Origin of the sequence: Emticicia sp. C21, from assembly GCF_003418935.1 — a bacterium.
Taxonomy (GTDB): Bacteria; Bacteroidota; Bacteroidia; order Cytophagales; family Spirosomataceae; genus Emticicia.
The window spans coordinates 857,104-880,788 of the sequence record NZ_QVMT01000001.1 but is presented as its reverse complement, the minus strand read 5'-3'; the positions used below and the strand labels follow the sequence as shown (position 1 = coordinate 880,788).

Sequence of the window (23,685 nt, the reverse complement as noted above, 5' to 3'; positions counted from 1 at the left end):
ATGCAAAAGACAGACAACAGCCGTAGAGATTTTTTGAAATCGGCCGCGCTTGCCGGTGGTGGTTTCATGTTGAGTTTTAACTGGTTCGGTAAGGAAGTATTGGCAGCGGACTCAGCAGTTGCTGCTACGACGGCAGCCGGGGATTTTGCTCCGAATGCGTATTTATCAATTAGCCCAGATGGAATTGTAAGTATATTTTCGCCAAACCCGGAAGTCGGTCAGGGTATCAAAACTGCCTTCCCGATTATTGTAGCAGAAGAATTAGATGTTGACTGGGCGAATGTAAAAGTTTTACAGGCCCCTTTAGATACCAAGAAATTTGAGCGTCAGGTGGCCGGAGGTAGTGGGTCGATTCCGCACTCATGGCAACGACTCCGCAAAGCCGGAGCAACTGCACGCCAGATGCTGATAGAAGCCGCCGCCAAAAAATGGAATGTGTCGGCTGCTGAATGTAAAACCGAAAAAGGTTATGTGATACATATCACCTCAAACAAAAGATTGAGTTATGGCGAGTTAGCTACTGATGCTGCTCAAATTACACCGCCAACGGATGTAAAGCTAAAAGACATCAAAGATTTTAAACTGATAGGCTCAACTGTTAAAAACGTGGATAATAAGCCTATCTTAACGGGGCAGCCACTTTTCGGGATAGACTTTTATCGGGAAGGAATGCTTTTCTCGATGATTCAGCGTCCACCTGCTTTTGGATTGAAACTGAAATCTTTTGATGCCACGGCGGCTAAAGCTATGCCGGGTATTGTAGATGTGGTATCGTTCAAAAACAAGGTGGCGGTAGTTGGTAAATCGACCTGGGAAGTGAAAAAGGCGAAAGATGTCCTGAAAATAGAATGGGAGAAAGAAGGGAATCTGGAAAGTACCGATGACCATAACAAACTTTTCAAGGAATTACTGGATTCGCCAAAGGCAGAAGTGAGAAGAAAAGAGGGGAACGTAGAAGAGGCGTTTAAGAATGCGGCCAAGATAATAGAATCAGAATACCAATGCCCGTTCCTGCCGCATAACCCGATGGAGCCGATGAACTTCTTTGCCCATGTGAGAGAAGATGGCGTAGAATTAGTTGGCCCAACACAGACACCAGCAAACGCACAAGGACAAACGGCAAAATTGCTGAATATTGCTCCTGAGAAAGTGACCGTAGAATTAACCCGTATGGGTGGAGGTTTTGGTCGCCGCTTAGGTACTGATTATGTGTTGGAGGCCGTAGAGGTTTCAAACTTAGTAAAAGCCCCGGTAAAAGTAATATGGACACGTGAGGACGACATGACTGGTGGTAGCTACCGTCCAGCTGTGCGTTACCGTTTCCGTGCGGCCTTGGATAAACAAGGTAATATGATAGGCTATACCCTACGTGGCGTAGGGATCAACGCCGGAAATCCTACACGTGAAAATAACTTCCCATCAGGTGCCGTACCTAATTTATTGATTGATTCAGTTGACCATAAATCGCCAATCACTACCGGCCCGTGGAGAGCTCCAATTACTAACTTCCTGGCCTTTGCGGAGCAGTCTTTCCTAGATGAAGTAGCTAGTGCCGCTGGTAAAGATGCGGTACAGTTCAGATTGGAACTATTGGAGAAAGCCAAAACAGCACCAGCCGGCCCTGTTCGTTATGATATTGACCGTATGAAAGCGGTGATTGAATTAGCCGCAGAAAAATCGGGCTGGAACAAAAAACGTAAAGGTGTGAGTCTTGGTTTCAGTGTCTATTTCTCTCATGCTTCTTATGTAGCACAGGTAGGAGAAGTGGTGATGAAAAAAGGCAAGCCTGTCTTGCAGAAAATCTATGCTGCTGTTGACTGCGGCGTAGTAATCAACCAGAGTGGTGCGAGAAATCAGATAATAGGCGGGATAGTAGACGGTATGGGGCACGCGATGTATGGTAACCTGACATTTAGTGAAGGGAAACCTAACCAAAGCAACTTCAATACCTTCCGCCTCATTAAGATGAACGAGATTCCGGCTGTTGATGTACACTTTGTTGATAATGGCATCGATCCAACAGGTTTAGGTGAACCTGCTTTGCCACCAACCGGAGGTTCAATTGCTAACGCTATCTTCAAAGCTACCGGTAAGCGTCTGAAAAATCAGCCGTTTATTGAGCAGGAGGAAAAACTCCTGGAAGGTATATCTTAATTGCCCATTACGATTCCTTACCCATACATGAGCCATCTTCTTCGGGGGATGGTTCTTTTTGTACTTTATAATTAAAAAATCTTCTCATAATCCTGTGTTCACCGAATGAATTCGGTGACTAAAGCAACAAAGGTCTTTTTGCATACAAAGCCGGACTTAAGTCCGGCGTATATATATAATTTGTTCCTTTGTTGCCTTAGCCGGTGAATTTATTCACCGTTATACTAATAAAAAAAACTTGTAAATTATTTTCAATTGTCTACATTTGTCAGAAAAATAAATCTTCCACTTGTTCAAAGACCTTAAATATCATTTAGCACGCCTCGCCTATCTTCGTAGTGCCTGCTCATTTGTTCCTGATATACGTCAGGGGTCTTAATCAATCTTTATCATTTATTGACAGATAATTCTACTAAATGATTTTCATGGTGTGTATATTGCTATTGAACTGATTTAACATTATTTCAGCATTATAGTTTATATTTCCATAGGAAAGAGTCTAGAGTATTGTTTGTTGTTTTTAGTTTCATCATAAACTTTATTTCAAACCAGACATGAAAAACGTACTTGTGATTGGTATGGGCAAAGTGGGTTCGTTGGTGGGCGTATTGCTCTCTAAACGCTTTGCCGTGATGGGTATGGATAAACGCCACCCAAATACCGACCTACCCTTTGACATCATCTTAGGTGATGTAAACGACATCAGCTTCTTAGAGAGAACCATCCCTAGTTTTGATGCTGTGGTATCGGCCATGCCGTATAATCTGAACCTGCCTATTGCACAGACTGCACATAAATTCGGTATCCATTATTTTGATTTGACAGAAGACGTACCTACGACTACGGCAATCAGAGAAATGGCTAAAACTGCCAAATCTGTCATGGCACCACAATGTGGACTTGCCCCGGGTCTGATTGGCATTGTAGGGTCAGATTTAGCCAAACGCTTCACCAAATTGCGTGATATAGAGCTTCGTGTAGGTGCACTACCTCGGTATCCAAATGGTCTGATGGGCTATTCATTTACCTGGTCTCCGGCTGGGGTAATCAACGAATATATTAATGATGCTGAAGTAATTCATAACGGAACCAAGAAGATGGTGCCTTCTTTAGATGGTATCGAGCATATCCAGATTGAGGGACAGGAATTTGAGGCATTCAGTACATCAGGTGGATTGGGTACCATGTGCGAAACGTATGAAGGCAAAGTAGATACACTCAATTATAAAACTATCCGCTATCCGGGTCATGCTAAACTGATGAAGTTTTTGTTGTATGAATTAATTCTGAAAGATAAACGTGAATTAGTTGAACAAATACTTACAGAAGCCAAACCGCCGGTACAGGACGATGTAGTATATGTATATGCCGTAGTAGAAGGCTGGAAAGGAGAAGAACTGGCACGTGAAGAATTTTACGAAGCCTATCACCCGATAGAAATTGATGGTAAACACTGGCGGGCTATTTCGTGGACAACAGCAGCATCCATAGCAGCCGTAGTTGAGATGGTAGCCGATGGCAAACTGCCACAAAAAGGATTTATTAAACAAGAAGACATTCCGTTAGATGCTTATCTGGAAACTACTAACGGGCAATTTTTTAAAGTAGAAGAATAATAAATAATGGAAAATAAAAAAGCAACTTTAGAGTACGTATTAAATGGCTTAATGCGCCGATACCGTGAGCGTGTGCCTGATGTACAAAAAGTATCAGACGCCATGATTGCCGAGGATATTATTGCCAACGCCAGCGAAATTGAAAACGACCACATAGCTTTCCGTACGATGGGTGTGCCGCAATTGGGGATAAAATCATTCGAGAAGATTTTTCTTCATTTAGGATATGAAAAGCGCGATTACTTTTATTTTGAGGGCAAGAAACTGGATGCCTACTGGTTTTCGCCACCTAAGCCCGAATACCCTCGAATATTTGTAAGTGAATTGCGGGTAAATGATTTGCCACAAAATATTCAGGACATTATCAGAAGCTATACAGATGAAGTAAAATCAGACCCTGTTGATAGGCTGGATTTGAATGATGGGGCTGCTGTGGATGAGTTTTTGCACAGACCTCTCTGGAGCATGCCAACATGGGAAGATTATTCGGCCTTGTTGAAAGAAAGTGAATATGCTGCATGGGTAATCTATAACCGCTACTACCTGAATCATTATACGATTAGCGTGCATAACCTGAAAGAGGGCTATAATTCGATTCAGGAATTTAATGATTTTCTTGAAAAAACAGGGATTAAGCTCAATGATGCAGGTGGAAAAATCAAGATTAGTCCGGATGGGGGTTTGTTGCAAAGCTCAACAGTGGCCGAAATTATTGATGCTGAATTTGCCGGAGGAGAAGTGCATCCGATTTCTGGTAGCTATGTTGAATTTGCCGAACGCAAGGTCTTGCCACAATTTCAGCATCTGAAACCTGCTGAAATCAAAAGAGAGCATCGTCGTGAAGGTTTTGAAACAGGTAATGCTGATAAGATTTTTGAAAGTACGTTTACCAGCCAGACTGTAAAGCGGAAGTCGAAGGTGGAGATAGAGAAATGATTAGCACAGCATGATATTAAATAAATCCCGTAGGGATGGTATATCGATAAAAAACATAAAAAGCAAATTTAAAGTCCCGTTGGGACGATATATTAATTCAATATACCGTCCCAACGGGACTCAATTTCTAAAGCTTTCTTATTTCTACCGATATACCATCCCTACGGGATTTATTATATTGAAATAATTCTCTTTTTAAAACTCCGGTTCAACTTTCAATACCGTCAGTTTTCCTTTTTCCCAGGCTTTGATGTCTTTTTTGTAGTTAGACTTGTTTCTTTTGGTCAGTCCCTCGTCATCTAATGATTTCAAATCAGGTTTTCCTGCATTAACCCAGGCAGTATACCAGAAATTGGCCGTGGCTGAAATAGCACCTCTTAACTGATTTTCAATCATGCCATTTAAGGCTTTATGATACAAATCTGCGTATTCTCTTGTATAAACCGGCTGATTGAATTTATTTCTGGCTATTTTGCCATTCGCATCTTTCTGAAAGATTTTATCTGCCGGAAAAGTCTTTCTTAATTCTCTTTCTTTAGCTAGTAATGTATCTGCCAATGCATGAGAATGTCTGATAATTCGCCAGGTTTCTTTCGTTACATCATCAATATAATGGGCTTTACCTGTATGCACGTTGTAAGCCTCACCATAGAGTTCCGGCATTTGTGCTTCCCAGAACGCATGAATACCTGCCTGATTGGTCAATTGTCCATTGTGATTGCTTGAGGTATGTAAAGGCATGTGGGCATCAGCCAGATAATGTCCTAAATCGGCAGCCAGAAACAAAGCTTCTGTTTTTCTCAGGCCCTGCATTGATTTAGTCAGTTTCTCCATTACATCCAGAATATACCAGGGTAATATTCCGTTTGTCTGCAAAACCTTGGCATCATATTTAGCATTAGCCTGTTTGCTAGTTAGTGGCAAGCTATCAATGCTGCCAAAATCTTCAATATCAATATAGTGGCGAGGGTTTTCGGCCTTGTCGCTTAGCGTATATTTTCTTAGATCAGGTACATTTGATTCTTCTACCACAAAATCGAGATGATTATAGAAGAAAATTCTTAGCTCTTCCGGCAAAGCAAAAATCGCTGATTTATTGATATGCTGATGACCCCACATACCCCATGAAGAGAGCATCAATAGAAGACTAAAACTTGTAACAATAAGGGCTGTATAGGTAAAAATTCTCTTTTTCATATTTGTATTTTAATCTTCTTCGCTCATCAGAGTTTCGTAAACCAACAACAATATACCGTCTTTCAGACCTAAATCTGGTACAATGATTTCGTTGGCACCGGCCCATTTCATGACAGATATATAAATATCAGACGCCGGAACAATCACATCGGCACGGTCGGCATTGAGTTGTAGTTTGTTAATACGGTCTTCTAAGCTGAATTGGCTGATATAATTGCGTTTTTTCTCTAATTCCTCCAGAGTCGCTTTACCGTCAACTTTATGCTCAATCAGATTGAATAATTTAGAGATATTACCTCCTGTACCAACGGCAATTACATTTTCATGTGTTGGAATGGTTTCGTCTACCCAGGCTTTCATTTTATTCCAAACATCAGGTGCTTCTTTATGCTCAAGCAGACGAACAGAACCAATTTTGAAAGACTTAGCAGCTATTTTGGTTCGGCCTTTATAAATGTTCAGCTCGGTGCTACCACCGCCCACATCAATGTGCAGATAGGTTTTATCATCTTCTAAAACCACTTTTATCACATCATTGATGAGTTCGGCTTCCTTATCACCCTCTATCAGGTGGATTTCCATGCCCAACTCATTTCTGATTCTTTCTACAATATTGGCGCCGTTTTCGGCTTCACGCATGGCCGAGGTAGCACAAATCATGTAGGCATCTACTTCGTGGAGTTCCATTAATAAGCGGTAAGCCATCAGCAGTTTTTTAATGCGGGCTTCGCTTTCGTAAGATATTTTTCCGGTATTGAATACGTCCATCCCCAAGCGCAGGGCAAAGCGCACGTATTCTACTTTCTTGAAATTGATTTTGTTTTTATCATGCAATACCGACGAAATCTGCATTCGGGCTGCATTTGAACCTATGTCAATGGCGGCAATTTTCATTAAAACTTTGTTCAGTATTTAGTGGATTTGCAAAAGTACGTTTTTTATGAAAAAATTGTCGGCTAATTCGACAAAACGTCCCAAATTGCCTCTTTATAACCTCTTCCTATCGGAATTTGTTTTCCGGCTATATCCACATCAGTAGCTGAATACGCTTCAATTTTATTTTTTGCCACAATAAATGAGCGATGCACTCGCAGAAAGTTTTCATTTGGTAGCAACGCTTCTATTTCACTCAAAGGGAGCTTAGTTAGTATAGTTTGTGTTTTGGAAGTGATTTTTACATATTCTCTCTGACTTTCGATGTACAGAATTTCATCAAAAAACACCTTTACCATTTTCTTATTCACATTAAAGAAATGGTATTTTCTGTCTTCTGTGGCAATAGGCGAGGTAACAACCGTTGGGAAAGTCAGTTTATTGACAGCTTTGAGAAAACGACTGAACTCGATTGGTTTCAGCAGATAATCTAATACATTGTGCTCATAACCTTGCAATGCATATTCGTGGTACGCAGTGGTAAGAATGATGCAAGGTGGATTTTGTAAGGTTTTAATGAAGTCTAATCCTTTGAGTTTGGGGAGATTAATATCAAGGAAAATCAGATCTATTGAGTGGCTTCTTAAGATTTCCGTGGCTAGAATGGCATTGTCACAAACCGCTTTTAATTGCAAAAAGGGAATCTGCATCACATAGTCCTGCAGAATTTCTGCGGCTAATGGCTCATCTTCTACAATAATGCAGTTAAATTTTTGCATGGCTGTTCAGGTTTAATTCCAGTACAATTTTAAACGTAGAAACGTGGTTTTCGATAGTTAATTGGTGTTCGGGGTACATTAACTCTAATTGTCGTCTTACATTGCTCAAACCTATTTTTTCTGTAATTTCTGATTGGTTATCTTCTGATTTAGAGTTTTCTACACTAAAATGCAGATGGCCTTTTTGTAATTGAATTTTGATGGTAATATAAGATTCATTAATAGTTTCACCTGCGCCATGTTTAAAGGCATTTTCTATAAAGGGTAATAAAATCAGAGGACCTATCGGCTCATGCTGGTTATCGATAAACTTGATGAAATCAATTTTCAGCCGTTGGTTGTAGCGTATTTTTTCCAACTCAATATAGTCTTCCATTACCCTCAGTTCCTCTTCAATCGCTATGTATGGTTTGTTGGTTTCATAAAGCATAAACCGCAATAGCTTTGAAAGTTTCATCACTACTTCTGCTGTATCGTCCGATTTTTTACGAGCCAATCCATAGATATTATTAAGCGTGTTGAATAAGAAGTGGGGATTGGTCTGTGCTTTCAGGAAGCGAAGTTCAGTTTCCAGTCGTTTTTTAGTCAATTCCTGTTCAATTTCTTTTGCCAGAAGATTTTGCCTGATAAGTTTAATAGCCAGCGCCACCCCACACAGAAAACACAGCAAGAAAAATGCATAGAAAATACTGGCAAGCGTATAATAGCTCGCATCAGTCATAGAGGTATGTTTTAAAATATACTTCTGTGCGATATGGGTGATAAACAAGAAAACAGGGATAGCCAGTACAAATACCAGAATAGTGCTGACAAGCGATTTTATAATACTCCATTTTTTGGACAGAAACTGGTCGGTAATATGAAATATGGTATATACCAAGGGTATCTTAACAATCAGATAAGTAGACTGAATACCAATTGCCAGAAAGAACAGATAGAAGACATTCTCCTTAGGCTTGTTATAAGCCAATGACTCAAAATTGAGATAGGCTTTAAACAGTACATAGGCTATCCAGAAAGCTATATGATGAATAATTCGTTTTTGCATTAAAAAGATAATGGACTGACTTTAAAAGTATAAAATTAAGAGAAAATATCCTGATAAAAAGACTTTGGTCTACCAACAGCCTTTTCCTCCCTACAAGTAACAGTTTCTGTGTTGAATCTGCCAAAATACGATAAAAACTGCTTTTTATGAGTAGATGCTGGTTGTCTATGCTTATGAATAGATTTATATAAACAAAGCCTGTACTTTTATGCTATAAACTCAACGGCTATGTTTCTGAACCTAAAACTTCTATCAACATTTATAGTATATTTCTGGACTTTGACATTGATAGCCCAAAAACCTTTTGCTCTGACAAACCCACCTGCACAGGCAGAAATATTCGGTATCAGCACCGGATTCAGCGAAAGAGATTTTGCTATTTCGCCTGATGGTAATGAGATTTTTTATACGCTACAATCCCCACAAGGCATTTTTCAGACCATTGTTTATTGCAGAAAAGCACCCAATGGTACCTGGAGCAAACCCGAAATTGCCCCCTTTGCCGGAAAGTTCAGTGATTTAGAACCTGCTTTTTCAGCTGATGGTCAAAAACTTTACTTTGCTTCAAACCGACCTATGCAAGGTACAACCCCAAAAGACTTTGATATATGGGTTGTGAGTAGAGAAAATGGCCAGTGGAGAGAAGCACAAAACCTGGGTTCACCCATCAATACCCCGGAAGATGAATTTTATCCGGCTATTGCCAGAAATGGGAATTTATATTTTACGGCGGCCTATCAAATGGCCGTAGGTAAAGAAGATATTTTTGTGTCAAGGTTTGAACAGGGTAAATACACACAACCTACGCCTTTAGATACGGCCATTAACTCTAAAACCTATGAATTCAATGCCTTTGTGTCACCTGATGAAGACTATATCATTTTTACTTCTTATGGCCGGAAAGATGATAAAGGTAGGGGAGATTTATATATGAGTATCAGAGATGCCACCGGTAAATGGTTACCTGCGCAGCATTTAAGCATGCTTAATTCTAATCGATTAGACTATTGTCCGTATGTAAGTCCGGATAAAAAGATGCTTTTCTTTACCAGCGAAAGAATAAATATACCGAATGCTTATGCAAGTGCTGCGGTTAAAATAGATGATTTATTTAAAACTTTTACATCCCCTCAAAATGGCACCGGGGATATTTATTGGGTGAGTTTTGATAAGGTAATAGAGGGCTTTAAAAAGTAACAATAACATCTTTTCTTATACAAATTATTATGAAGCTATTACTAACTAAACTGCTCTATGCCCTGATAGGGCTTTGCTTTTCTTTTGCATCTTATGCTCAGGATACCGTGTGGGTAGACGCCACTAAAGTAAACACCAAATTCTTGAAAGAAGGCACTAACCGCTACTTGGTCTATTTCAAAATGAACAAAGATGCCGGAAGGTCAAGGCCGCAATTCTGGACGAGAAATGTATCATTTGAAAACTACAATGGCAAAGAAGCCATTGTGGTAAAACAGGAATGGGAAGATAGAGACAGCGTGGTACATACCGTAAAGTCGGTTTGCGATAAAAAGACTTTTGCGCCATTGTATCACCAAAGTTGGTGGAAGGCTCGGGGAACTGGCGAGTTTGATTTTGTGAACAAAACTGCCAAAGTCAATAATTCACCGATTACTGAGGCCGATACCACAAAAAACAAAAAGTTTGTCTGGCAGGCATTTGAGAAAGCTTTGAACCAATATACTTTAAACTGGCATCTCGACCTTGAAGTATTTCCTTTGATGCCTTATAAAGCCAATACTACTTATATGATTCCTTTTTATGAGCCGGGGTCTCTGGCACCCAAATTTGAATCTTATACAGTAACAGGTTCAGGGGAATTAGCCGGATATGATAACCAGAAAGTAGATTGCTGGTTGCTCACCCATGAATCGAAGGGGTATAGAGAAGTATTCTGGATAAGTAAGAAAACGCATGAAGTGCTCAAACTGGAAAATGAAATAGGCAAAGACCGCTGGCGCTATAAAGTGAAACTGGGTTTTAGTGTGTAGGTATGAATGAGGTGCTTTTTAAGAGATTTTAAGAGTAAAGAGAGCAAACCAAAATCAGCAGAATTACGTTTATATTAGTAGAGAATGATTCAATTTAACTATTAATACAAATGAATAAAGCAATTGCTCTTATAATCACTATTGGTGCATTTATCGGCGTTTTCTCCTGTAGTTCTACTACAGACGCGAATGGTGACAAAAAAGAAAAATATAAAGTTCCGGCAGTAGATAATACCAATTATGGTAAATTAGAAACCGCCTATTTTGCTTCGGGTTGTTTCTGGGCTGTAGAGGGGATTTTCGATAGTCTTAAAGGCGTAAAAGAAGCCGAGTCAGGTTATAGTGGCGGAAATACCAAGAACCCGACTTATCGGGAAGTAAGTAATGAAACCACAGGTCATGCTGAAACAGTAGCGGTACATTATGATCCTGCGATTATCAGTTATGCTACTTTACTGGAGGTTTATTTTGCCTCACAAGACCCAACACAGGTAAACGGACAAGGCCCCGACCACGGAGATTCGTATCGTTCGGTTATTTTTTATACTAATGCAGAAGAGCAAAAATTAGCCAATGATTATAAGAATAACCTAACAGCATCTGGCAAATACAAAAAGCCTATCGTTGTGCAGATTGTGCCATTTAAAGCCTTTTATAAAGCAGAAGATTATCATCAGAACTATGACCAGCACCATGCCGACGAGCCTTATGTAGCTTCGGTTTCAATCCCACGAATTGAGAGAGCACAGGCTATGTTTCCGAAATTGTTGAAATAATTTTGTAGCCACGATATAAAACGTAGAAAGGCCCGGGAACTCCCGGGCCTTTCTACGTTTTATATGGTTTCGTTGTCTTACCAGAAATACCAGTATAAGAAAGTAAGAATCAATACAACTGAAACTGCACCAACGGCAAATACGCCTTTTACTCTGAACATGCTTGCATCAATTTCAAGCCCTTTGCCTTCATCTGGTAATACATAGCCTAAAACAAACATTACCGCCACACAAATCAGGAATACAATACCCATACGATCAAGGAATGGTACGGTTGTCCAGTCGGCAAATGGCAGCCAGTTATTGTGCATTGAAAGCGCGATTAAGAAGCCACCCACAATGGCAAACAAAGCACCTGCCGAGTTAGTACGTTTCCAGAAAAAGCCCATTACAAATGCCGCAAAAATACCCGGAGATAATAAACCAGTCATTTCCTGAATAAACTGGAAACCACCTTTTTTATCGATACCCATATAAGGAGAAATCACAATCGCCAGAATCATGGATACCACGATGGTCACGCGACCTATCCAAACCAGATGTTTTTCAGTCGCATTTTTGCCTATATAGTTTTTGAAAACATCAAGCGTAAAGATAGTTGAAATACTATTGGCTTTACCTGCTAATGAGGCTACGATAGCGGCTGTCAAGGCGGCAAATGATAGACCTTTCAAACCGATAGGTAATAGATTCAACAATACCGGATAGGCATTATCCTGATTCAATGTGCCATCAGCGCCTAACATTTCCTGTTGGAATAAGCCTTTCTGATAAAGTGTATAAGCCGCAATACCCGGAAGTGTTACAATCACCGGCATTAATAATTTCAGGAATGCCGCAAACAAAATCCCTTTACGGGCTGTATCAAGATCGGCTCCCAAAGCACGTTGGGTTATATATTGGTTACAGCCCCAGTAATTCAGATTCACAATCCACATACCACCAATCAATACCGTTAAACCCGGCAATGCCATATAATGCGGATCTCCTTTTTTGAAAATCATATGAAAGTGGTCTTCCGATTTTTCAGTCATCAATTTCAAACCATTGGTTAAACTTTCTATGCCATCATACTGGCTTGAAACCAACATTACCGCCAGATAAGTAGTAGCTAAACCACCTATAATCAGGAAGAACACCTGAATAACATCGGTAAAACCGATTACTTTCATACCCCCAATCGTAATAATAATGGCGAAAATCGCCAGTCCAATCATACAGACAGTGAAGTCAATCCCAGAAATACCCGATACTGCCAAAGCTCCTAAATACAAAATAGAAGTAAGGTTTACGAGAATATATAAAGCCAGCCAGAAGATTGCCATAATCAAGCTCACAGTAGAGTTGTAGCGTTGATTAAGGAATTGTGGCATCGTAAAGATCTTGTTTTTCAAGTAAATAGGCATAAAAACAATACCTACTACGATAAGCGTGGCTGCTGCCATCCACTCATAGGTAGAAATCGCCAAACCCATAGAGAAACCATTACCCGACATACCAATCATCTGTTCAGCCGAGATGTTCGAAGCAATCAACGAGGCCCCAATTGCCCACCAGGTAAGCGAGCCCTCAGCAAGGAAAAAGTCTGTAGTAGAAGTTTGTTTGGCTTGTTTTTTCTTATAAATCCAATAGCCGTAACCTGACACTAGAATAAAATAGAAGAGGAATACAAAGTAATCGAGGGTTTGTAATTTTTGCATAGTGCTTAGGGAAATGGGAAATAGAATTTTGTTTTAGAATAAGATTCTTTGAGTAGAGCAAATTAAGGTAGAAAATTTGCTTTTTCAAAGGGCAGACGATTAAATTAAAAGAATATTCAGATTTTACATAACTTTTTTAATAACCACTCACTAAACTTATGATTAAAATTTTGTCATTAAATCTTTTCTTATATAATTTTACGAAAAAACTATCCCGTTTTGAACAGAAATACCATCCGACTTCTGATTATACTGGGCACGCTTTCTATTACGGGAATTATTGCAGTACAGGCCTATTGGGTAAAGCGCGCTTTCGATTTAAAAGAACAGCAGTTTCGGCAAACTGTCATGATCTCTTTACGAAACGTCGCGAACAAAATCTCTTCCCTCTACAAACTTTCCAGTATCGAAAACCCCGTTAGTCAGCTTTCTTCCGATTACTACGTAGCCAATTTAAGAATCCCGCTCGATGCCGATGTGCTGGAGCATTACCTCAAAGAAGAATTCAAGAAACAAAACCTGCAGACCGATTTTGAGTATGGTATTTACGATTGTAATACCGACAAAATCGTAGACGGGGCACACATCAATTCTGATTTTGAAAGTTCGGCATTGAAAAAGACTTTGCCAAAAACCGATAAGTATCTCAATTATTTCGGTGTCCGATTCCCCAGCAAAACAAGCTTTCTGGCTGCCCGTTTGGACATCTGGGTGATTTCGTCGCTCATAACCCTGGTTGTAACAGCCTTTTTCGGTTATTCCATGTTTGTCATTCTACGGCAAAAGCGGCTCAGCGAAGTACAGCGCGATTTTATCAATAATATGACCCATGAGTTTCAGACGCCTATTTCAACTATCAGAGTGGCCACAGATGTTTTGAGCCAGACTAAAATAATGGAACAACCCGAGCGTTTGAAGAAATATGTGCACATCATCAGGCAGGAAAACAATCGGCTGAAAAATCAGGTAGAATCGGTGCTGAATACGGCGCGCATGGAGCGAGGTAAAATGCAGTTAGATATTCAGTTGCAGGAATTGCACAGCATCATTGACGATGTAACAGAAGGCATAAAAGCCGAACTGGAAGACTCGCTGAGTATAGAACTGAATGCCTCCCGCACCAGTATTTATGCCGACCGTACACAATTAATAAGTCTGATAAGAAACCTTCTGGAAAATGCCATTAAATACTCAGGTAAAAAGCCCTGTATCAGAATAAAAACCGAGAATACTGAGGATAGTCTGGTGCTTTCTATCAGCGATAACGGGATTGGCATCGCCAAGGAACACCAGAGCAAGATTTTCAATAAGTTTTATCGGGTACCCACAGGCAATACGCATAATGTAAAAGGTTTTGGTCTGGGACTCAGCTATGTGAGAGAAATTGTGCGAGCGCATAAGTGGGAGATTAAAGTGGATAGCGAGCCGGGCAAGGGGAGTACGTTTACTATTGTGATGAAACAAGAATAAGAAACGGAGCATCGTTTCTACTACCATAAACTAAAATATGCCTAAAATTTTGTACGTCGAAGACGACCCCAACCTGAGCTATGTGACCAAAGATAATCTTGAAATGGAAGGATATGAGGTGACACATTTTCCGGATGGAAAAGAAGCCTGGAAGAGCTTTACCAAAGAAAAATATGACCTTTGCCTGCTGGATGTCATGCTACCTGAATTGGACGGGTTTTCATTGGCCGAAAAAATCAGAAAACAGAACCAACAGATACCGATTATTTTCCTGACCGCCAAAGGGATGCAGGAAGACCGCATTACCGGACTAAAGGTGGGCGGAGACGACTACGTAACCAAGCCATTCAGCATAGAAGAACTCAACCTTCGTATTAAGGTCTTTCTTAAACGAAAAGAAGTAAGCAAAGAAGTAACCGAAGGCAATGGCAAATGGAAATTGGGTGATTACGAATTTAACTACAACCAACTCTCACTCAAATCAGATGATAAGGCCGAGCAACTGACTCACCGTGAGGCAGAGGTATTAAAGTTTCTCTGTGAAAGGAAGCATCAGGTTATCAAACGTGAAGAGATACTAACGGCCATTTGGGGCAGAGACGATTATTTCTTAGGCCGAAGTCTGGACGTATTCATTACTCGCCTGAGAAAAATGCTCTCCGACGATCCGAAAATCAAGATTGAAAACGTGCATGGAATAGGGTTTAGGTTTACTTGTTGAGTATTAGAAATAGATTTATATTGAATCCTGCTGGCTTTGTTAGTGGGATTTTTTGTTGTATATTATTACTATTAGTAATTATTTATTTGAAAGATATAAATTTGCATAAGAATAAAATTGATAGTAATGACAACAATTGATATAATAATAGACTTTTCTTCTAAAGTTAGTATTTGGAATTTAATAACTTTACTTGTTGCTATAATTGCTGCTTTATCTGCATTTAGAAGTAGTATTATGGCTGGTAGGTCAGCAACTATAGCAAGACAAACATATAATGATAGACAAGCCAACTTTAATCTTTATTTGATTGATAGTTATCTTTTAAAATTAGATAAAGAGAATAAACAACATTTTTTCTTATTTAATATGACAATTATAAACAGTTCGGATAGTAAAAGTTCTTTTAGAGCGGAACTTGAAATCGAATGTATAAAAAATAACGAAGAGACTATTAAGGTTATAATTCCTCATGGAGAAAATTTGCTAGTTTCTAATGAAAAATTTCCTACGTTTTCTAATGATATTAGAATTGAAGAAAGAGCAAGACTATCTAAATGGCTAATTTTTAAGCAACCATTAGTTATTTCAAATGAATACAGAATAGCAAGTTATTTAGTGAAAGTAATAGATGTTTTCAATAATGAAGAGACTATAGAAGTATTAATTTTAAGAGAATTAAAAAATGAAGCCTAGAAAAGTAAAGTTAAATTGCCCGTTTTTCAGAATAGTTTCAGACGGAAGTATATCCAACGTAAGTGTAGGAGAAGGCAGACTTATACCTTCATTAGTAATTGATACGGGAAATCACTTTGAGATTAACGAATTAATTAAACTTCATAAAGATACATTGCCTGGAGATTCAATAACTACTTGGGGATTACCAGATACTTTTTTTAAACCAAAGAATGTGTTTCTCTCTCTTAACTTTATTAAACCTATGAAAATAGACTTTGCCATTGAATTTTCTTTAGTAAATCATTGTGCTACTATAGATGGAATTATTCATGCAAATGCGTTCTATTTGCAAGTTGGTAAGAAAGGAGATAAAGTTTCAGAACAAAAAAATGATAGTATTATGATAGAAGTCTCCAGTACTGACTTTAGAGAAAAATGGGAACAATTGTTCTTTTATACAGTAAAAGAAAAATTTTGTAAAAAATTAAACTTATCAAAAAAAGAAGAGTTTGAAATGACTACGAAGATTATAAATAAAATGAGGGATGCTTGGAAACTAAGAAGATAATCTAAGTAAGAATTTTGTTTGTGGCTAAGGAGCAATAAATAAAGTAAACGATAGAAAGTTCTATTAAAGTAACTTAAGAAAACTTTTACATTACGGCAACCAAATCCAAGCTGCTTATATTTTTCTACCGCTCCCAAATAATGTCCTTGCCCTTTTCATCAAAAACCACCCTTTTTCACTAATTTCACAGCTCATTTTAAACCTAACCCAATGAGCCGATATTTACTGTTGGTTTTTGTTATATTTCTTACTTCCTGCGGACAACAATTAAAAGATAAAGCGCACGCACTCCATTCTGCTGATAGTACCGCTGTGGGGCAATGGACGCCGCCTGATGAAAATATTAAAGACTTGACCATTTATAAAAAAGGAGGCAAAGTATTTCTTCACGAGAATTTTAAAGACAACTCGGTATTGAACGAAGAAATGGTAGTAGAGTCAACTACGAATGTAATCACATTAAAATATAAAGAGATTATAGCAGATCAATACATGGTCATTGATAAAGATGGAAGTTTGAAATGGTTTACACCGGATGGACGGGAATATGCGAAATCTAAACCTAAGTGATAATTCCCTTGGGAATTAGCAACGGCTGTTTTCAATAGAAATTGAGATATAATTGTTTTGTCAGGCAAACTTATGTTTGCCTTTTTTGTTTATACTTCATCTATAATCAATAATGAAATATGAATGTAAAAGTAGTGTATGAAGAAAGGGGGATATTACTAGAAAAAGACTTCCATGATTGTGATTCTGTTATAGCCGCTATGAATTTATTGGCAGAACAGGAGATTGATGCCCGATCAATCATTGGTGTAATTAATAATGACGAGATAGATTACATAAGAAAGCCTTACAGGGCTTCTAATGTTGATGAATAAAGGTTTTAAAGACGAAATTGAACTAATAATCATTATCAGTTACTCAGAGGGTGGCCAGATTCGAACCGCAGCGGCGGACCGTTGACGACCCAACATCATGATAATTGGCAAATAACTATTTGCAAATTTTAGGATAAAAACCAAAAACCCTCTCAGAATCACTTCTAAGAGGGTTTTGTGTGTCGGGGTGGCCAGATTCGAACTGACGACCTTCTGCTCCCAAAGCAGACGCGATACCGGGCTACGCTACACCCCGAGGGCGGTATCTAAAAATTTGAGAGTGCAAAGGTAGAAAAATTTATTTTTAAATCAAAAATTTATTTTTAAAAATTTCTACTCATCTCGCGGAGAGGGCGGGATTCGAACCCGCGGTACGCTTTAGACGTACGACAGTTTAGCAAACTGCTCCTTTCGGCCACTCAGGCACCTCTCCTTTCCCGTTTGGGACTGCAAATATACAGGCTCATTTTATTTAATCAAAAACTGAACCCTATTTTTTATTAATTTTTTTCAAAATAAACTCAACTGCCCAAATTACGCCATTATAGAAAGCTAATCGGGATAGTATGGATAACTTTTACGGGGGTATCGCCTTTCATTGCCGGTTGCCAGCCTTCAATCAGCTTCACTACTCTGATAGCCTCAGCATCCAGGTCTTTGTCTCCTTTTTTGAGTACGCTGTAATCAGAGGCTTTTCCCGTTTCGTCAATGATGAATCGCACATATACTCTTCCATTGGCACCTCTTTTAAAAGCGCCCGGAGGTATCCGCAGATTTCGGGCAATTACTTGTAGATAGACACTGCTACCCCCAATTACTGTTGGTGGTCGGCTAAGGGCTTCATAAGTAGTATCACTTCCACTAATTACCTGATAAGTAGTTTTGGATGGGTCAGCCTTGACTGATACAAATTTCTTGTCGGCATAATCATATGCCTGTTCTAATTCACCTCCGGGTAAGAAGTATTTCCAGATGCCTGTTTTCTCATCTTTTGCATAATTCCCGATAGCTAACACATTCTGATTGACACCATAGCGAATCCAGGTACTGTCTTTCTGATTGTCTTTATAATAACCTTCTTCCGCCAGCTTATTATTCACCCACTTTTTATATAAGCCATTCTTTATCTTTTTGGCATCTTTCATTACATAATACTCCTCTTTAATGTTGGTGAATGGGCTGGGGGAGGAGGTATCCGTCACTTTCTTTAATTCCTGACAAAAGGCAGTCGATGTGCTGAGCATTAATGCTAGGATTATTAGTTTTTTCATAGTCACAAAAGGTTTATTGTATGGTTTATTTTAATTTTGTGCGATCTGGCTGATTATTTTCTATTCTATTGGCGATTCACATTTCAATCTTTTGCAAATATAATTGGCAGAATATGAATGACTTTTACCGGCTTACCATCCTTGATTGCAGGCAACCAGTCATCAATTAATTTTACTACTCTGAGTGCCTCCATATCCAAACTCTTATTTCGTTTATTTATTACCTTAAAATCTGAGGTTTTCCCGGCTTCATCAATCGTAAAACGGACAAATACAGTTCCGCCGATATTATTTCTCATAGCTTCAACAGGATACCGAAGATTCTGGGCAACTTTTTCCAGATAAGCGTATTGTCCACCAATAATTAAAGGTGGACGGCTAAGTGGAGCGTATATAGTATCTATATCACTGATTATCTGATAAATGGTATTTTTTTTTGGAGGTTTAAAAGATACAAGGACTTTCTTCGTAAAGTCATATTCCTGGTCGAGTTCAGTAGCGTTTATATAAAACTCCCATATACCTACTTTCTCATCATTGGCATAATTTCCAATATTCAGGATGGTTTGACCGGAATAGCGTGTCCAAATGCTGTCTTTCTTATTATTTTTATAATAACCTTCTTCTGTTAATTTATCATTTACCCATTTTTTATATAAACCATGCTTCACCTTTTTGTCATCTGCTAATACCTCATATTCTTCTCTTTCGTTTGTAAAAGGGTTAGATGAATGCTTTTTAAGCACTTTCTTCAACTCCTGCCCTGGGGCTGTCAATGCACCAAACATCAACACAGCAATAATTACTTTTTTCATAGTCACATACTTGTATAGCTTATCTCAATTTTGTGCGGTTCTTTCGCCATTGGCTGGCGTTATTAACCAGCGTGCCGTTATTATCAGCAACTTTTGGTTTGTTCTTATTGTTCAATAATTCGGCTGCTAATACAGCCACAATTTCCAGTTCGCTTTTGTCGGTTTCTTCTTCCAGAACTTCAGGGGTGAAATAGAGGCTTACGAAACGGGTATCAAAATTGCCGCTCACGAATGCTTCGTGTCTGAGGGCAAATTTGCAGAAAGGCAGGGTAGTAGCTACACCTGTAATCTTGAATTCATCTATGGCGCGAATCATCTTTTCTATGGCCTCAGTGCGGTCGTTGCCATAGGTAATGAGCTTGGCTATCATCGGGTCATAATAAATCGGAATCTCCATGCCTTCTTCGATGCCATCATCAACTCGCACCCCGTTTCCTTGCGGACGAACATAAGTTTGAAGTGTGCCCACGTTGGGCAGGAAATTATTAGCAGGGTCTTCTGCACAGACGCGTACTTCAATCGAGTGACCGTTTATCTGTAAATCTTCCTGTTTCATGCTCAAAGGTTTCCCCTCTGCCACATGAATCATTTCTTTTACCAAATCAACGCCTGTAATTAACTCCGTAACCGGATGCTCTACCTGTAAGCGGGTATTCATTTCCAGAAAGTAAAAATCCAGATTTTCGTCTACAATAAACTCTACTGTGCCCGCGCCATAATAATTGCAAGCTTTGGCCACATTCACGGCACAAATCCCCATCGCTTCTCTGATACCCGGAGTTAAGACTGCTGATGGCGCTTCCTCAATCACTTTCTGATGGCGACGTTGGATGGAGCATTCACGTTCAAAGAAATATACTACATTGCCGTGCTGGTCGCCCATTACCTGTATTTCTATATGCTTGGGCTTGGTGATGTATTTTTCAATGAAACAAGAGCCATTGCCAAAGGCTGAAATAGCCTCGCCTACCGCTCTGTCCATTTGTTCGTCAAATTCTTCTTCTTTTTCTACTACCCGCATCCCTTTTCCACCGCCACCGGCACTCGCTTTTATCAGAATCGGGTAGCCGATTTCGGCTGCTTTGGCTTTGGCTGCCACACGGTCGGTAATGGCATCAGGCGTGCCTGGTACCATTGGAATATTATAGGAGGCAACGGCATGTTTGGAAGAAAGTTTATCCCCCATAATCTCAATAGATTCAGGTGATGGGCCGATGAAAATGAGTCCGGCATCTTTTACTGCCTTAGAAAAACCTGCATTTTCAGAAAGAAACCCATAGCCCGGATGAATAGCATCCACACCCAGGCTTTGGGCTACTGCTATGATTTTATCGCCTAACAAATAAGATTCTTTAGAGGGGGGCGGGCCAATGCACACGGCTTCATCGGCATATTTTACGTGAGGTGCGTTTCTATCTGCTTCCGAGAAGACCGCTACGGTACTGATTCCCATTTCACGGGAGGTTCGCATGACACGAAGCGCGATTTCACCTCTATTGGCTACAAGAATTTTTTTGATGGTCGGCATATTGAATTTCTGGCTGTAAAAGCGTTGTCTGGTTGTGAGTATATTTATTAGAATGCAAGAAATAGCCCTTATTAAATTTAAAATAAAATACTTATTAAAGGTGCGCAACGTAGAGACAGGGCAATGCCCTGTCTCTACAAATAAGATAATCCAAAGACTTTTATTTTATGAAGAATAATAATGGGCGCCACGCAGCCAAAACTATTGCGTTTCAGCAAGCAAACTTTAAACGGGCCTATATTTCTTGAATCTATTAAACATACTCTTGTTTTTAGATTACGAAGTAACAGCAAAATCTCATTTATTTTTGAATATTTAATTAAAAATCTTGCACATTTTTCATAAAATACTCTAGCATAGGGGTAGACTGCTTGTTATCCATCCAAAATATTGATACTTTTGTTGAAAAAATGAAGATTTCTTCATCATTTTATTGTTAATAAATCAGGCAACGGACAATTGTGTTCCTTCATTTCCTCCTTATTATAATGGCAAGAGATATTTTTGATAAAACAATTAGCGATTTAGGATCTATTGGTACTGCTGCAAAACAGCTTAGTGCTCACCATTACTACTCTTTTCCAAGATTGACAGGCGAATTAGGGCCTCATATGCAATTTAACGGAAAGCCTGTATTAAACTGGTCGTTGAATAATTATTTAGGTTTAGCCAATCATCCGGAAGTACGTCAGGCAGATACAGAAGCAACCGAAAAATACGGTCTGGCTTATCCGATGGGCGCCAGAATGATGACAGGTAATACTGAATTGCACGAGGCGTTTGAAAAAGAACTGGCAGCGTATGTAGGGAAAAAAGATTCTTTCTTGTTGAACTATGGCTATCAGGGAGTAATGTCGGTAATTGAGTGTATTGTTGACCGTCGTGATGTGATTGTTTATGATGCCGAAAGCCATGCCTGTTTGATAGATGGTATCCGTTTGCACAAAGCCAAAGGAGGCGAATACTACAAGTTTGTGCATAATGATATGGATAGCCTTGAGAAAAACTTAATCAGAGCGACTAAACTGGCAGAAGAAACGGGTGGAGGAATATTGGTGATTACCGAGGGTGTATTTGGTATGTCGGGCAAGGTGGGTAGTCTGGATAAAATTGTTGAGTTAAAGAAAAAATATAGCTTCCGTCTGTTGGTGGATGATGCGCATGGTTTCGGAACGATGGGTGCTACAGGCGCGGGTGTTCCTGAACATTTTGGTGTGCAGGATGAAGTAGATTTACACTTCTGTACATTTGCCAAATCAATGGCAGCTATTGGTGCATTTATAGCGGCTGACCCTGATGTGGTGATGTTTTTGAAATACAATATGCGTTCACAAACTTATGCCAAAGCATTGCCCATGCCATATGTATTAGGTGGAATGAAACGTCTGGAATTGATAAAAAATCACCCGGAATACAGAGAGAAACTTTGGACAATTGTTCACGCTTTGCAGGATGGTTTCCGTAAGCGTGGTTTCGATATCGGTGATACTACGTCGCCTGTTACCCCGGTTTTATTGCATGGTAATTATGACCTGCCAACGGTTACGAATCTGATTCGTGACCTGAGAGAAAATATGGGTATTTTCTGCTCGGTTATCATCTATCCGGTAGTGCCAAAAGGTGTAATTATGTTGCGTATTATCCCTACAGCCTCTCATACACTGGAAGATGTGGAATACACGATGGATTGCTTCGAAAAAGTGCAGGCCAAGCTACAGGCGGGCGAATATGCTCCTTTGACATTGGCTTAGTTATAGAGAGGGAAAAAGCCATTTTTTTGCCCTCCAAACAACATTCTACATATATAGACGTTAAAAAGTCAGGCTAAGACCTGACTTTTTGCATTTTTTTACAAAAAAGGGCATTTTTGCATGGTATTTTTTGTAGAAAAATTTGTAATTTTCATCAAACTATCTAACTTGCAAGTAGTTTATTTCGTATTTAAGTAGATAATTTCATTCATTAACCAAATCCGTTACAATTACTATGAACAAGTACAAAGAACTCAGTGACCTTGTTGCTTCATTAGCAGGAGATTTTGACAAATTTTATGACAAAGGCAACAAAGCTGCTGGCACAAGAGTTAGAGCCGGAATGGCACAACTGGCTGCTTGGGCAAAAGCTACAAGAGCCGAAGTTCAGTCCATAAAAAATGGTGAATAAAACCGCTTTTGTTTAAAGATTTGTATAGAGAGATAAGCTCACAAAAAGAGCTTATCTCTCTATATTTTTTCGGGGTGCATCAACGTCGCTAAACCTCTGATGGTGCGGCGGGAAGTACCCTTGATAAATACCTCTCCGGTTATCTCTGCTACGTGTTTTTCACGGTCGACAGTCATTACGTTAAATACTACTTCGTAATCTGTATCTACAAACATCGGGAAGAGGTATTCTGTCTCCTGCTTCATATATACCGAGCCCTCACCCGGAAACTCCATACCCAGAATACGTGTAAAAACACTACTACTCAAGTGCCCATGAATAATCGGGCGTTTGAAGCGGGTTTTAGCGGCATACTCAGGGTCAAGGTGCAGAGGGTTTTTGTCTCCGGTTACTTCGGCAAATTTCTGTACATCTTCCTGCGAAAAGCGGAATTCATATTTATAGGTATCTCCAATTTCTAAAGGCATAAGAATGGGTTTGTTTTTTTAGGAATGATGTG

Annotated in this window: 23 protein-coding genes and 2 tRNA genes; 14 read left to right on the top strand and 11 right to left on the bottom strand. The window is 39.4% G+C overall.

Translation table 11 applies throughout. The annotated features are described in order from the left end of the window. From D0T08_RS03660 to D0T08_RS03650, 3 genes are all read left to right on the top strand, one after another. Complete coding sequence (locus D0T08_RS03660) at positions 1–2,154, top strand: xanthine dehydrogenase family protein molybdopterin-binding subunit (RefSeq protein ID WP_116981217.1); 2,154 nt, start codon at positions 1–3, stop codon at positions 2,152–2,154. 554 nt (positions 2,155–2,708) lie between these two features. After that, on the top strand, positions 2,709–3,770 hold the full coding sequence (locus D0T08_RS03655) for a saccharopine dehydrogenase C-terminal domain-containing protein (RefSeq protein ID WP_116981216.1): 1,062 nt from the start codon (positions 2,709–2,711) through the stop codon (positions 3,768–3,770). A 6-nt stretch (positions 3,771–3,776) separates the two neighbouring features. Continuing rightward, entirely contained in the window at positions 3,777–4,706 is a 930-nt protein-coding gene (locus tag D0T08_RS03650) for a DUF1338 domain-containing protein (RefSeq protein ID WP_116981215.1), read from the top strand. A gap of 195 nt (positions 4,707–4,901) precedes the next feature. Here the strand turns inward: D0T08_RS03650 and D0T08_RS03645 are convergent, their stop codons facing one another. The 4 genes from D0T08_RS03645 to D0T08_RS03630 all read right to left on the bottom strand — a co-directional run bounded on the left by D0T08_RS03645 (position 4,902) and on the right by D0T08_RS03630 (position 8,603). Next, positions 4,902–5,903, bottom strand: a complete 1,002-nt coding sequence (locus D0T08_RS03645; protein ID WP_116981214.1) for a zinc dependent phospholipase C family protein — start codon at positions 5,901–5,903, stop codon at positions 4,902–4,904. Positions 5,904–5,912: 9 nt separating this feature from the next. Next, on the bottom strand, positions 5,913–6,797 hold the full coding sequence (locus tag D0T08_RS03640) for a Ppx/GppA phosphatase family protein (RefSeq protein ID WP_116981213.1): 885 nt from the start codon (positions 6,795–6,797) through the stop codon (positions 5,913–5,915). Between the two features lie 62 nt (positions 6,798–6,859). After that, positions 6,860–7,555: a LytTR family DNA-binding domain-containing protein gene (locus D0T08_RS03635; protein ID WP_116981212.1), complete on the bottom strand. Its 696-nt coding sequence runs from the start codon at positions 7,553–7,555 to the stop codon at positions 6,860–6,862. Continuing rightward, positions 7,542–8,603: a sensor histidine kinase gene (locus D0T08_RS03630; RefSeq protein WP_116981211.1), complete on the bottom strand. Its 1,062-nt coding sequence runs from the start codon at positions 8,601–8,603 to the stop codon at positions 7,542–7,544. Before D0T08_RS03630 ends, D0T08_RS03635 begins: the two co-directional genes overlap by 14 nt. A gap of 228 nt (positions 8,604–8,831) precedes the next feature. Between D0T08_RS03630 and D0T08_RS03625 the strand changes: the two genes are divergently transcribed. The 3 genes from D0T08_RS03625 to msrA all read left to right on the top strand — a co-directional run bounded on the left by D0T08_RS03625 (position 8,832) and on the right by msrA (position 11,388). Further along, a complete protein-coding gene (locus tag D0T08_RS03625; RefSeq protein WP_116981210.1) occupies positions 8,832–9,800 on the top strand; it encodes a PD40 domain-containing protein in 969 nt (322 codons plus the stop codon). A 29-nt stretch (positions 9,801–9,829) separates the two neighbouring features. Continuing rightward, positions 9,830–10,612, top strand: coding sequence for a hypothetical protein (locus D0T08_RS03620; RefSeq protein ID WP_116981209.1), 783 nt, complete (start codon positions 9,830–9,832; stop codon positions 10,610–10,612). A gap of 110 nt (positions 10,613–10,722) precedes the next feature. After that, entirely contained in the window at positions 10,723–11,388 is a 666-nt protein-coding gene (gene msrA, locus D0T08_RS03615; RefSeq protein WP_116981208.1) for a peptide-methionine (S)-S-oxide reductase MsrA, read from the top strand. 77 nt (positions 11,389–11,465) lie between these two features. On the opposite strand, the gene D0T08_RS03610 is transcribed toward msrA, so the two are convergent. After that, positions 11,466–13,088, bottom strand: a complete 1,623-nt coding sequence (locus D0T08_RS03610) for a sodium:solute symporter family transporter (RefSeq protein ID WP_116981207.1) — start codon at positions 13,086–13,088, stop codon at positions 11,466–11,468. Positions 13,089–13,307: 219 nt separating this feature from the next. On the opposite strand from D0T08_RS03610, the gene D0T08_RS03605 reads away from it, so the two are divergent. The 6 genes from D0T08_RS03605 to D0T08_RS03580 all read left to right on the top strand — a co-directional run bounded on the left by D0T08_RS03605 (position 13,308) and on the right by D0T08_RS03580 (position 17,409). Next, entirely contained in the window at positions 13,308–14,558 is a 1,251-nt protein-coding gene (locus D0T08_RS03605; protein WP_229238888.1) for a sensor histidine kinase KdpD, read from the top strand. Between the two features lie 37 nt (positions 14,559–14,595). Continuing rightward, positions 14,596–15,279 carry a response regulator transcription factor gene (locus tag D0T08_RS03600; protein ID WP_116981205.1) on the top strand — a complete coding sequence of 228 codons (684 nt, stop codon included), beginning with the start codon at positions 14,596–14,598 and terminating at the stop codon, positions 15,277–15,279. A 126-nt stretch (positions 15,280–15,405) separates the two neighbouring features. Beyond that, entirely contained in the window at positions 15,406–15,975 is a 570-nt protein-coding gene (locus tag D0T08_RS03595) for a hypothetical protein (protein ID WP_116981204.1), read from the top strand. Then, positions 15,965–16,525, top strand: coding sequence for a hypothetical protein (locus D0T08_RS03590; RefSeq protein WP_116981203.1), 561 nt, complete (start codon positions 15,965–15,967; stop codon positions 16,523–16,525). Before D0T08_RS03595 ends, D0T08_RS03590 begins: the two co-directional genes overlap by 11 nt. 210 nt (positions 16,526–16,735) lie before the next feature. Next, a complete protein-coding gene (locus D0T08_RS03585; protein ID WP_116981202.1) occupies positions 16,736–17,095 on the top strand; it encodes a hypothetical protein in 360 nt (119 codons plus the stop codon). A gap of 119 nt (positions 17,096–17,214) precedes the next feature. Next, a complete protein-coding gene (locus tag D0T08_RS03580) occupies positions 17,215–17,409 on the top strand; it encodes a hypothetical protein (protein ID WP_116981201.1) in 195 nt (64 codons plus the stop codon). Positions 17,410–17,591: 182 nt separating this feature from the next. On the opposite strand, the gene D0T08_RS03575 is transcribed toward D0T08_RS03580, so the two are convergent. The 5 genes from D0T08_RS03575 to D0T08_RS03555 all read right to left on the bottom strand — a co-directional run bounded on the left by D0T08_RS03575 (position 17,592) and on the right by D0T08_RS03555 (position 21,023). Continuing rightward, positions 17,592–17,665 (bottom strand) — tRNA-Pro (locus D0T08_RS03575). A gap of 89 nt (positions 17,666–17,754) precedes the next feature. Further along, positions 17,755–17,842: transfer RNA gene (locus D0T08_RS03570), tRNA-Ser, on the bottom strand. Positions 17,843–17,951: 109 nt separating this feature from the next. Next, positions 17,952–18,680, bottom strand: a complete 729-nt coding sequence (locus D0T08_RS03565; RefSeq protein ID WP_116981200.1) for an energy transducer TonB — start codon at positions 18,678–18,680, stop codon at positions 17,952–17,954. A gap of 83 nt (positions 18,681–18,763) precedes the next feature. Beyond that, positions 18,764–19,495 (bottom strand): energy transducer TonB, encoded by a 732-nt coding sequence (locus D0T08_RS03560; RefSeq protein ID WP_116981199.1) that lies wholly within the window; start codon positions 19,493–19,495, stop codon positions 18,764–18,766. Between the two features lie 19 nt (positions 19,496–19,514). After that, entirely contained in the window at positions 19,515–21,023 is a 1,509-nt protein-coding gene (locus D0T08_RS03555; protein WP_116981198.1) for an acetyl/propionyl/methylcrotonyl-CoA carboxylase subunit alpha, read from the bottom strand. Between the two features lie 488 nt (positions 21,024–21,511). Here D0T08_RS03555 and D0T08_RS03550 point away from each other — a divergent pair, with 488 nt between their 5' ends. Both D0T08_RS03550 and D0T08_RS03545 read left to right on the top strand, forming a co-directional pair. Next, positions 21,512–22,774, top strand: a complete 1,263-nt coding sequence (locus tag D0T08_RS03550; RefSeq protein WP_116981197.1) for a pyridoxal phosphate-dependent aminotransferase family protein — start codon at positions 21,512–21,514, stop codon at positions 22,772–22,774. 235 nt (positions 22,775–23,009) lie between these two features. Further along, the gene (locus D0T08_RS03545; protein WP_116981196.1) at positions 23,010–23,186 is read left to right on the top strand and encodes a histone H1; all 177 of its coding nucleotides are present in this window, start codon (positions 23,010–23,012) and stop codon (positions 23,184–23,186) included. A 59-nt stretch (positions 23,187–23,245) separates the two neighbouring features. Here D0T08_RS03545 and D0T08_RS03540 read toward each other — a convergent pair whose 3' ends face one another. Continuing rightward, entirely contained in the window at positions 23,246–23,653 is a 408-nt protein-coding gene (locus D0T08_RS03540) for a MaoC family dehydratase (protein ID WP_116981195.1), read from the bottom strand. Positions 23,654–23,685 lie beyond the last annotated feature (32 nt).

What these genes read in the sequence shown, in the direction of transcription:
- D0T08_RS03660 (WP_116981217.1), top strand. Translation starts at nt 1, where the DNA reads ATGCAAAAGACAGACAACAGCCGTAGAGATTTTTTGAAATCGGCCGCG.
- D0T08_RS03655 (WP_116981216.1), top strand. Translation starts at nt 2,709, where the DNA reads ATGAAAAACGTACTTGTGATTGGTATGGGCAAAGTGGGTTCGTTGGTG.
- D0T08_RS03650 (WP_116981215.1), top strand. Translation starts at nt 3,777, where the DNA reads ATGGAAAATAAAAAAGCAACTTTAGAGTACGTATTAAATGGCTTAATG.
- D0T08_RS03645 (WP_116981214.1), bottom strand. Translation starts at nt 5,903, where the DNA reads ATGAAAAAGAGAATTTTTACCTATACAGCCCTTATTGTTACAAGTTTT.
- D0T08_RS03640 (WP_116981213.1), bottom strand. Translation starts at nt 6,797, where the DNA reads ATGAAAATTGCCGCCATTGACATAGGTTCAAATGCAGCCCGAATGCAG.
- D0T08_RS03635 (WP_116981212.1), bottom strand. Translation starts at nt 7,555, where the DNA reads ATGCAAAAATTTAACTGCATTATTGTAGAAGATGAGCCATTAGCCGCA.
- D0T08_RS03630 (WP_116981211.1), bottom strand. Translation starts at nt 8,603, where the DNA reads ATGCAAAAACGAATTATTCATCATATAGCTTTCTGGATAGCCTATGTA.
- D0T08_RS03625 (WP_116981210.1), top strand. Translation starts at nt 8,832, where the DNA reads ATGTTTCTGAACCTAAAACTTCTATCAACATTTATAGTATATTTCTGG.
- D0T08_RS03620 (WP_116981209.1), top strand. Translation starts at nt 9,830, where the DNA reads ATGAAGCTATTACTAACTAAACTGCTCTATGCCCTGATAGGGCTTTGC.
- msrA (WP_116981208.1), top strand. Translation starts at nt 10,723, where the DNA reads ATGAATAAAGCAATTGCTCTTATAATCACTATTGGTGCATTTATCGGC.
- D0T08_RS03610 (WP_116981207.1), bottom strand. Translation starts at nt 13,088, where the DNA reads ATGCAAAAATTACAAACCCTCGATTACTTTGTATTCCTCTTCTATTTT.
- D0T08_RS03600 (WP_116981205.1), top strand. Translation starts at nt 14,596, where the DNA reads ATGCCTAAAATTTTGTACGTCGAAGACGACCCCAACCTGAGCTATGTG.
- D0T08_RS03595 (WP_116981204.1), top strand. Translation starts at nt 15,406, where the DNA reads ATGACAACAATTGATATAATAATAGACTTTTCTTCTAAAGTTAGTATT.
- D0T08_RS03590 (WP_116981203.1), top strand. Translation starts at nt 15,965, where the DNA reads ATGAAGCCTAGAAAAGTAAAGTTAAATTGCCCGTTTTTCAGAATAGTT.
- D0T08_RS03585 (WP_116981202.1), top strand. Translation starts at nt 16,736, where the DNA reads ATGAGCCGATATTTACTGTTGGTTTTTGTTATATTTCTTACTTCCTGC.
- D0T08_RS03580 (WP_116981201.1), top strand. Translation starts at nt 17,215, where the DNA reads ATGAATGTAAAAGTAGTGTATGAAGAAAGGGGGATATTACTAGAAAAA.
- D0T08_RS03565 (WP_116981200.1), bottom strand. Translation starts at nt 18,680, where the DNA reads ATGAAAAAACTAATAATCCTAGCATTAATGCTCAGCACATCGACTGCC.
- D0T08_RS03560 (WP_116981199.1), bottom strand. Translation starts at nt 19,495, where the DNA reads ATGAAAAAAGTAATTATTGCTGTGTTGATGTTTGGTGCATTGACAGCC.
- D0T08_RS03555 (WP_116981198.1), bottom strand. Translation starts at nt 21,023, where the DNA reads ATGCCGACCATCAAAAAAATTCTTGTAGCCAATAGAGGTGAAATCGCG.
- D0T08_RS03550 (WP_116981197.1), top strand. Translation starts at nt 21,512, where the DNA reads ATGGCAAGAGATATTTTTGATAAAACAATTAGCGATTTAGGATCTATT.
- D0T08_RS03545 (WP_116981196.1), top strand. Translation starts at nt 23,010, where the DNA reads ATGAACAAGTACAAAGAACTCAGTGACCTTGTTGCTTCATTAGCAGGA.
- D0T08_RS03540 (WP_116981195.1), bottom strand. Translation starts at nt 23,653, where the DNA reads ATGCCTTTAGAAATTGGAGATACCTATAAATATGAATTCCGCTTTTCG.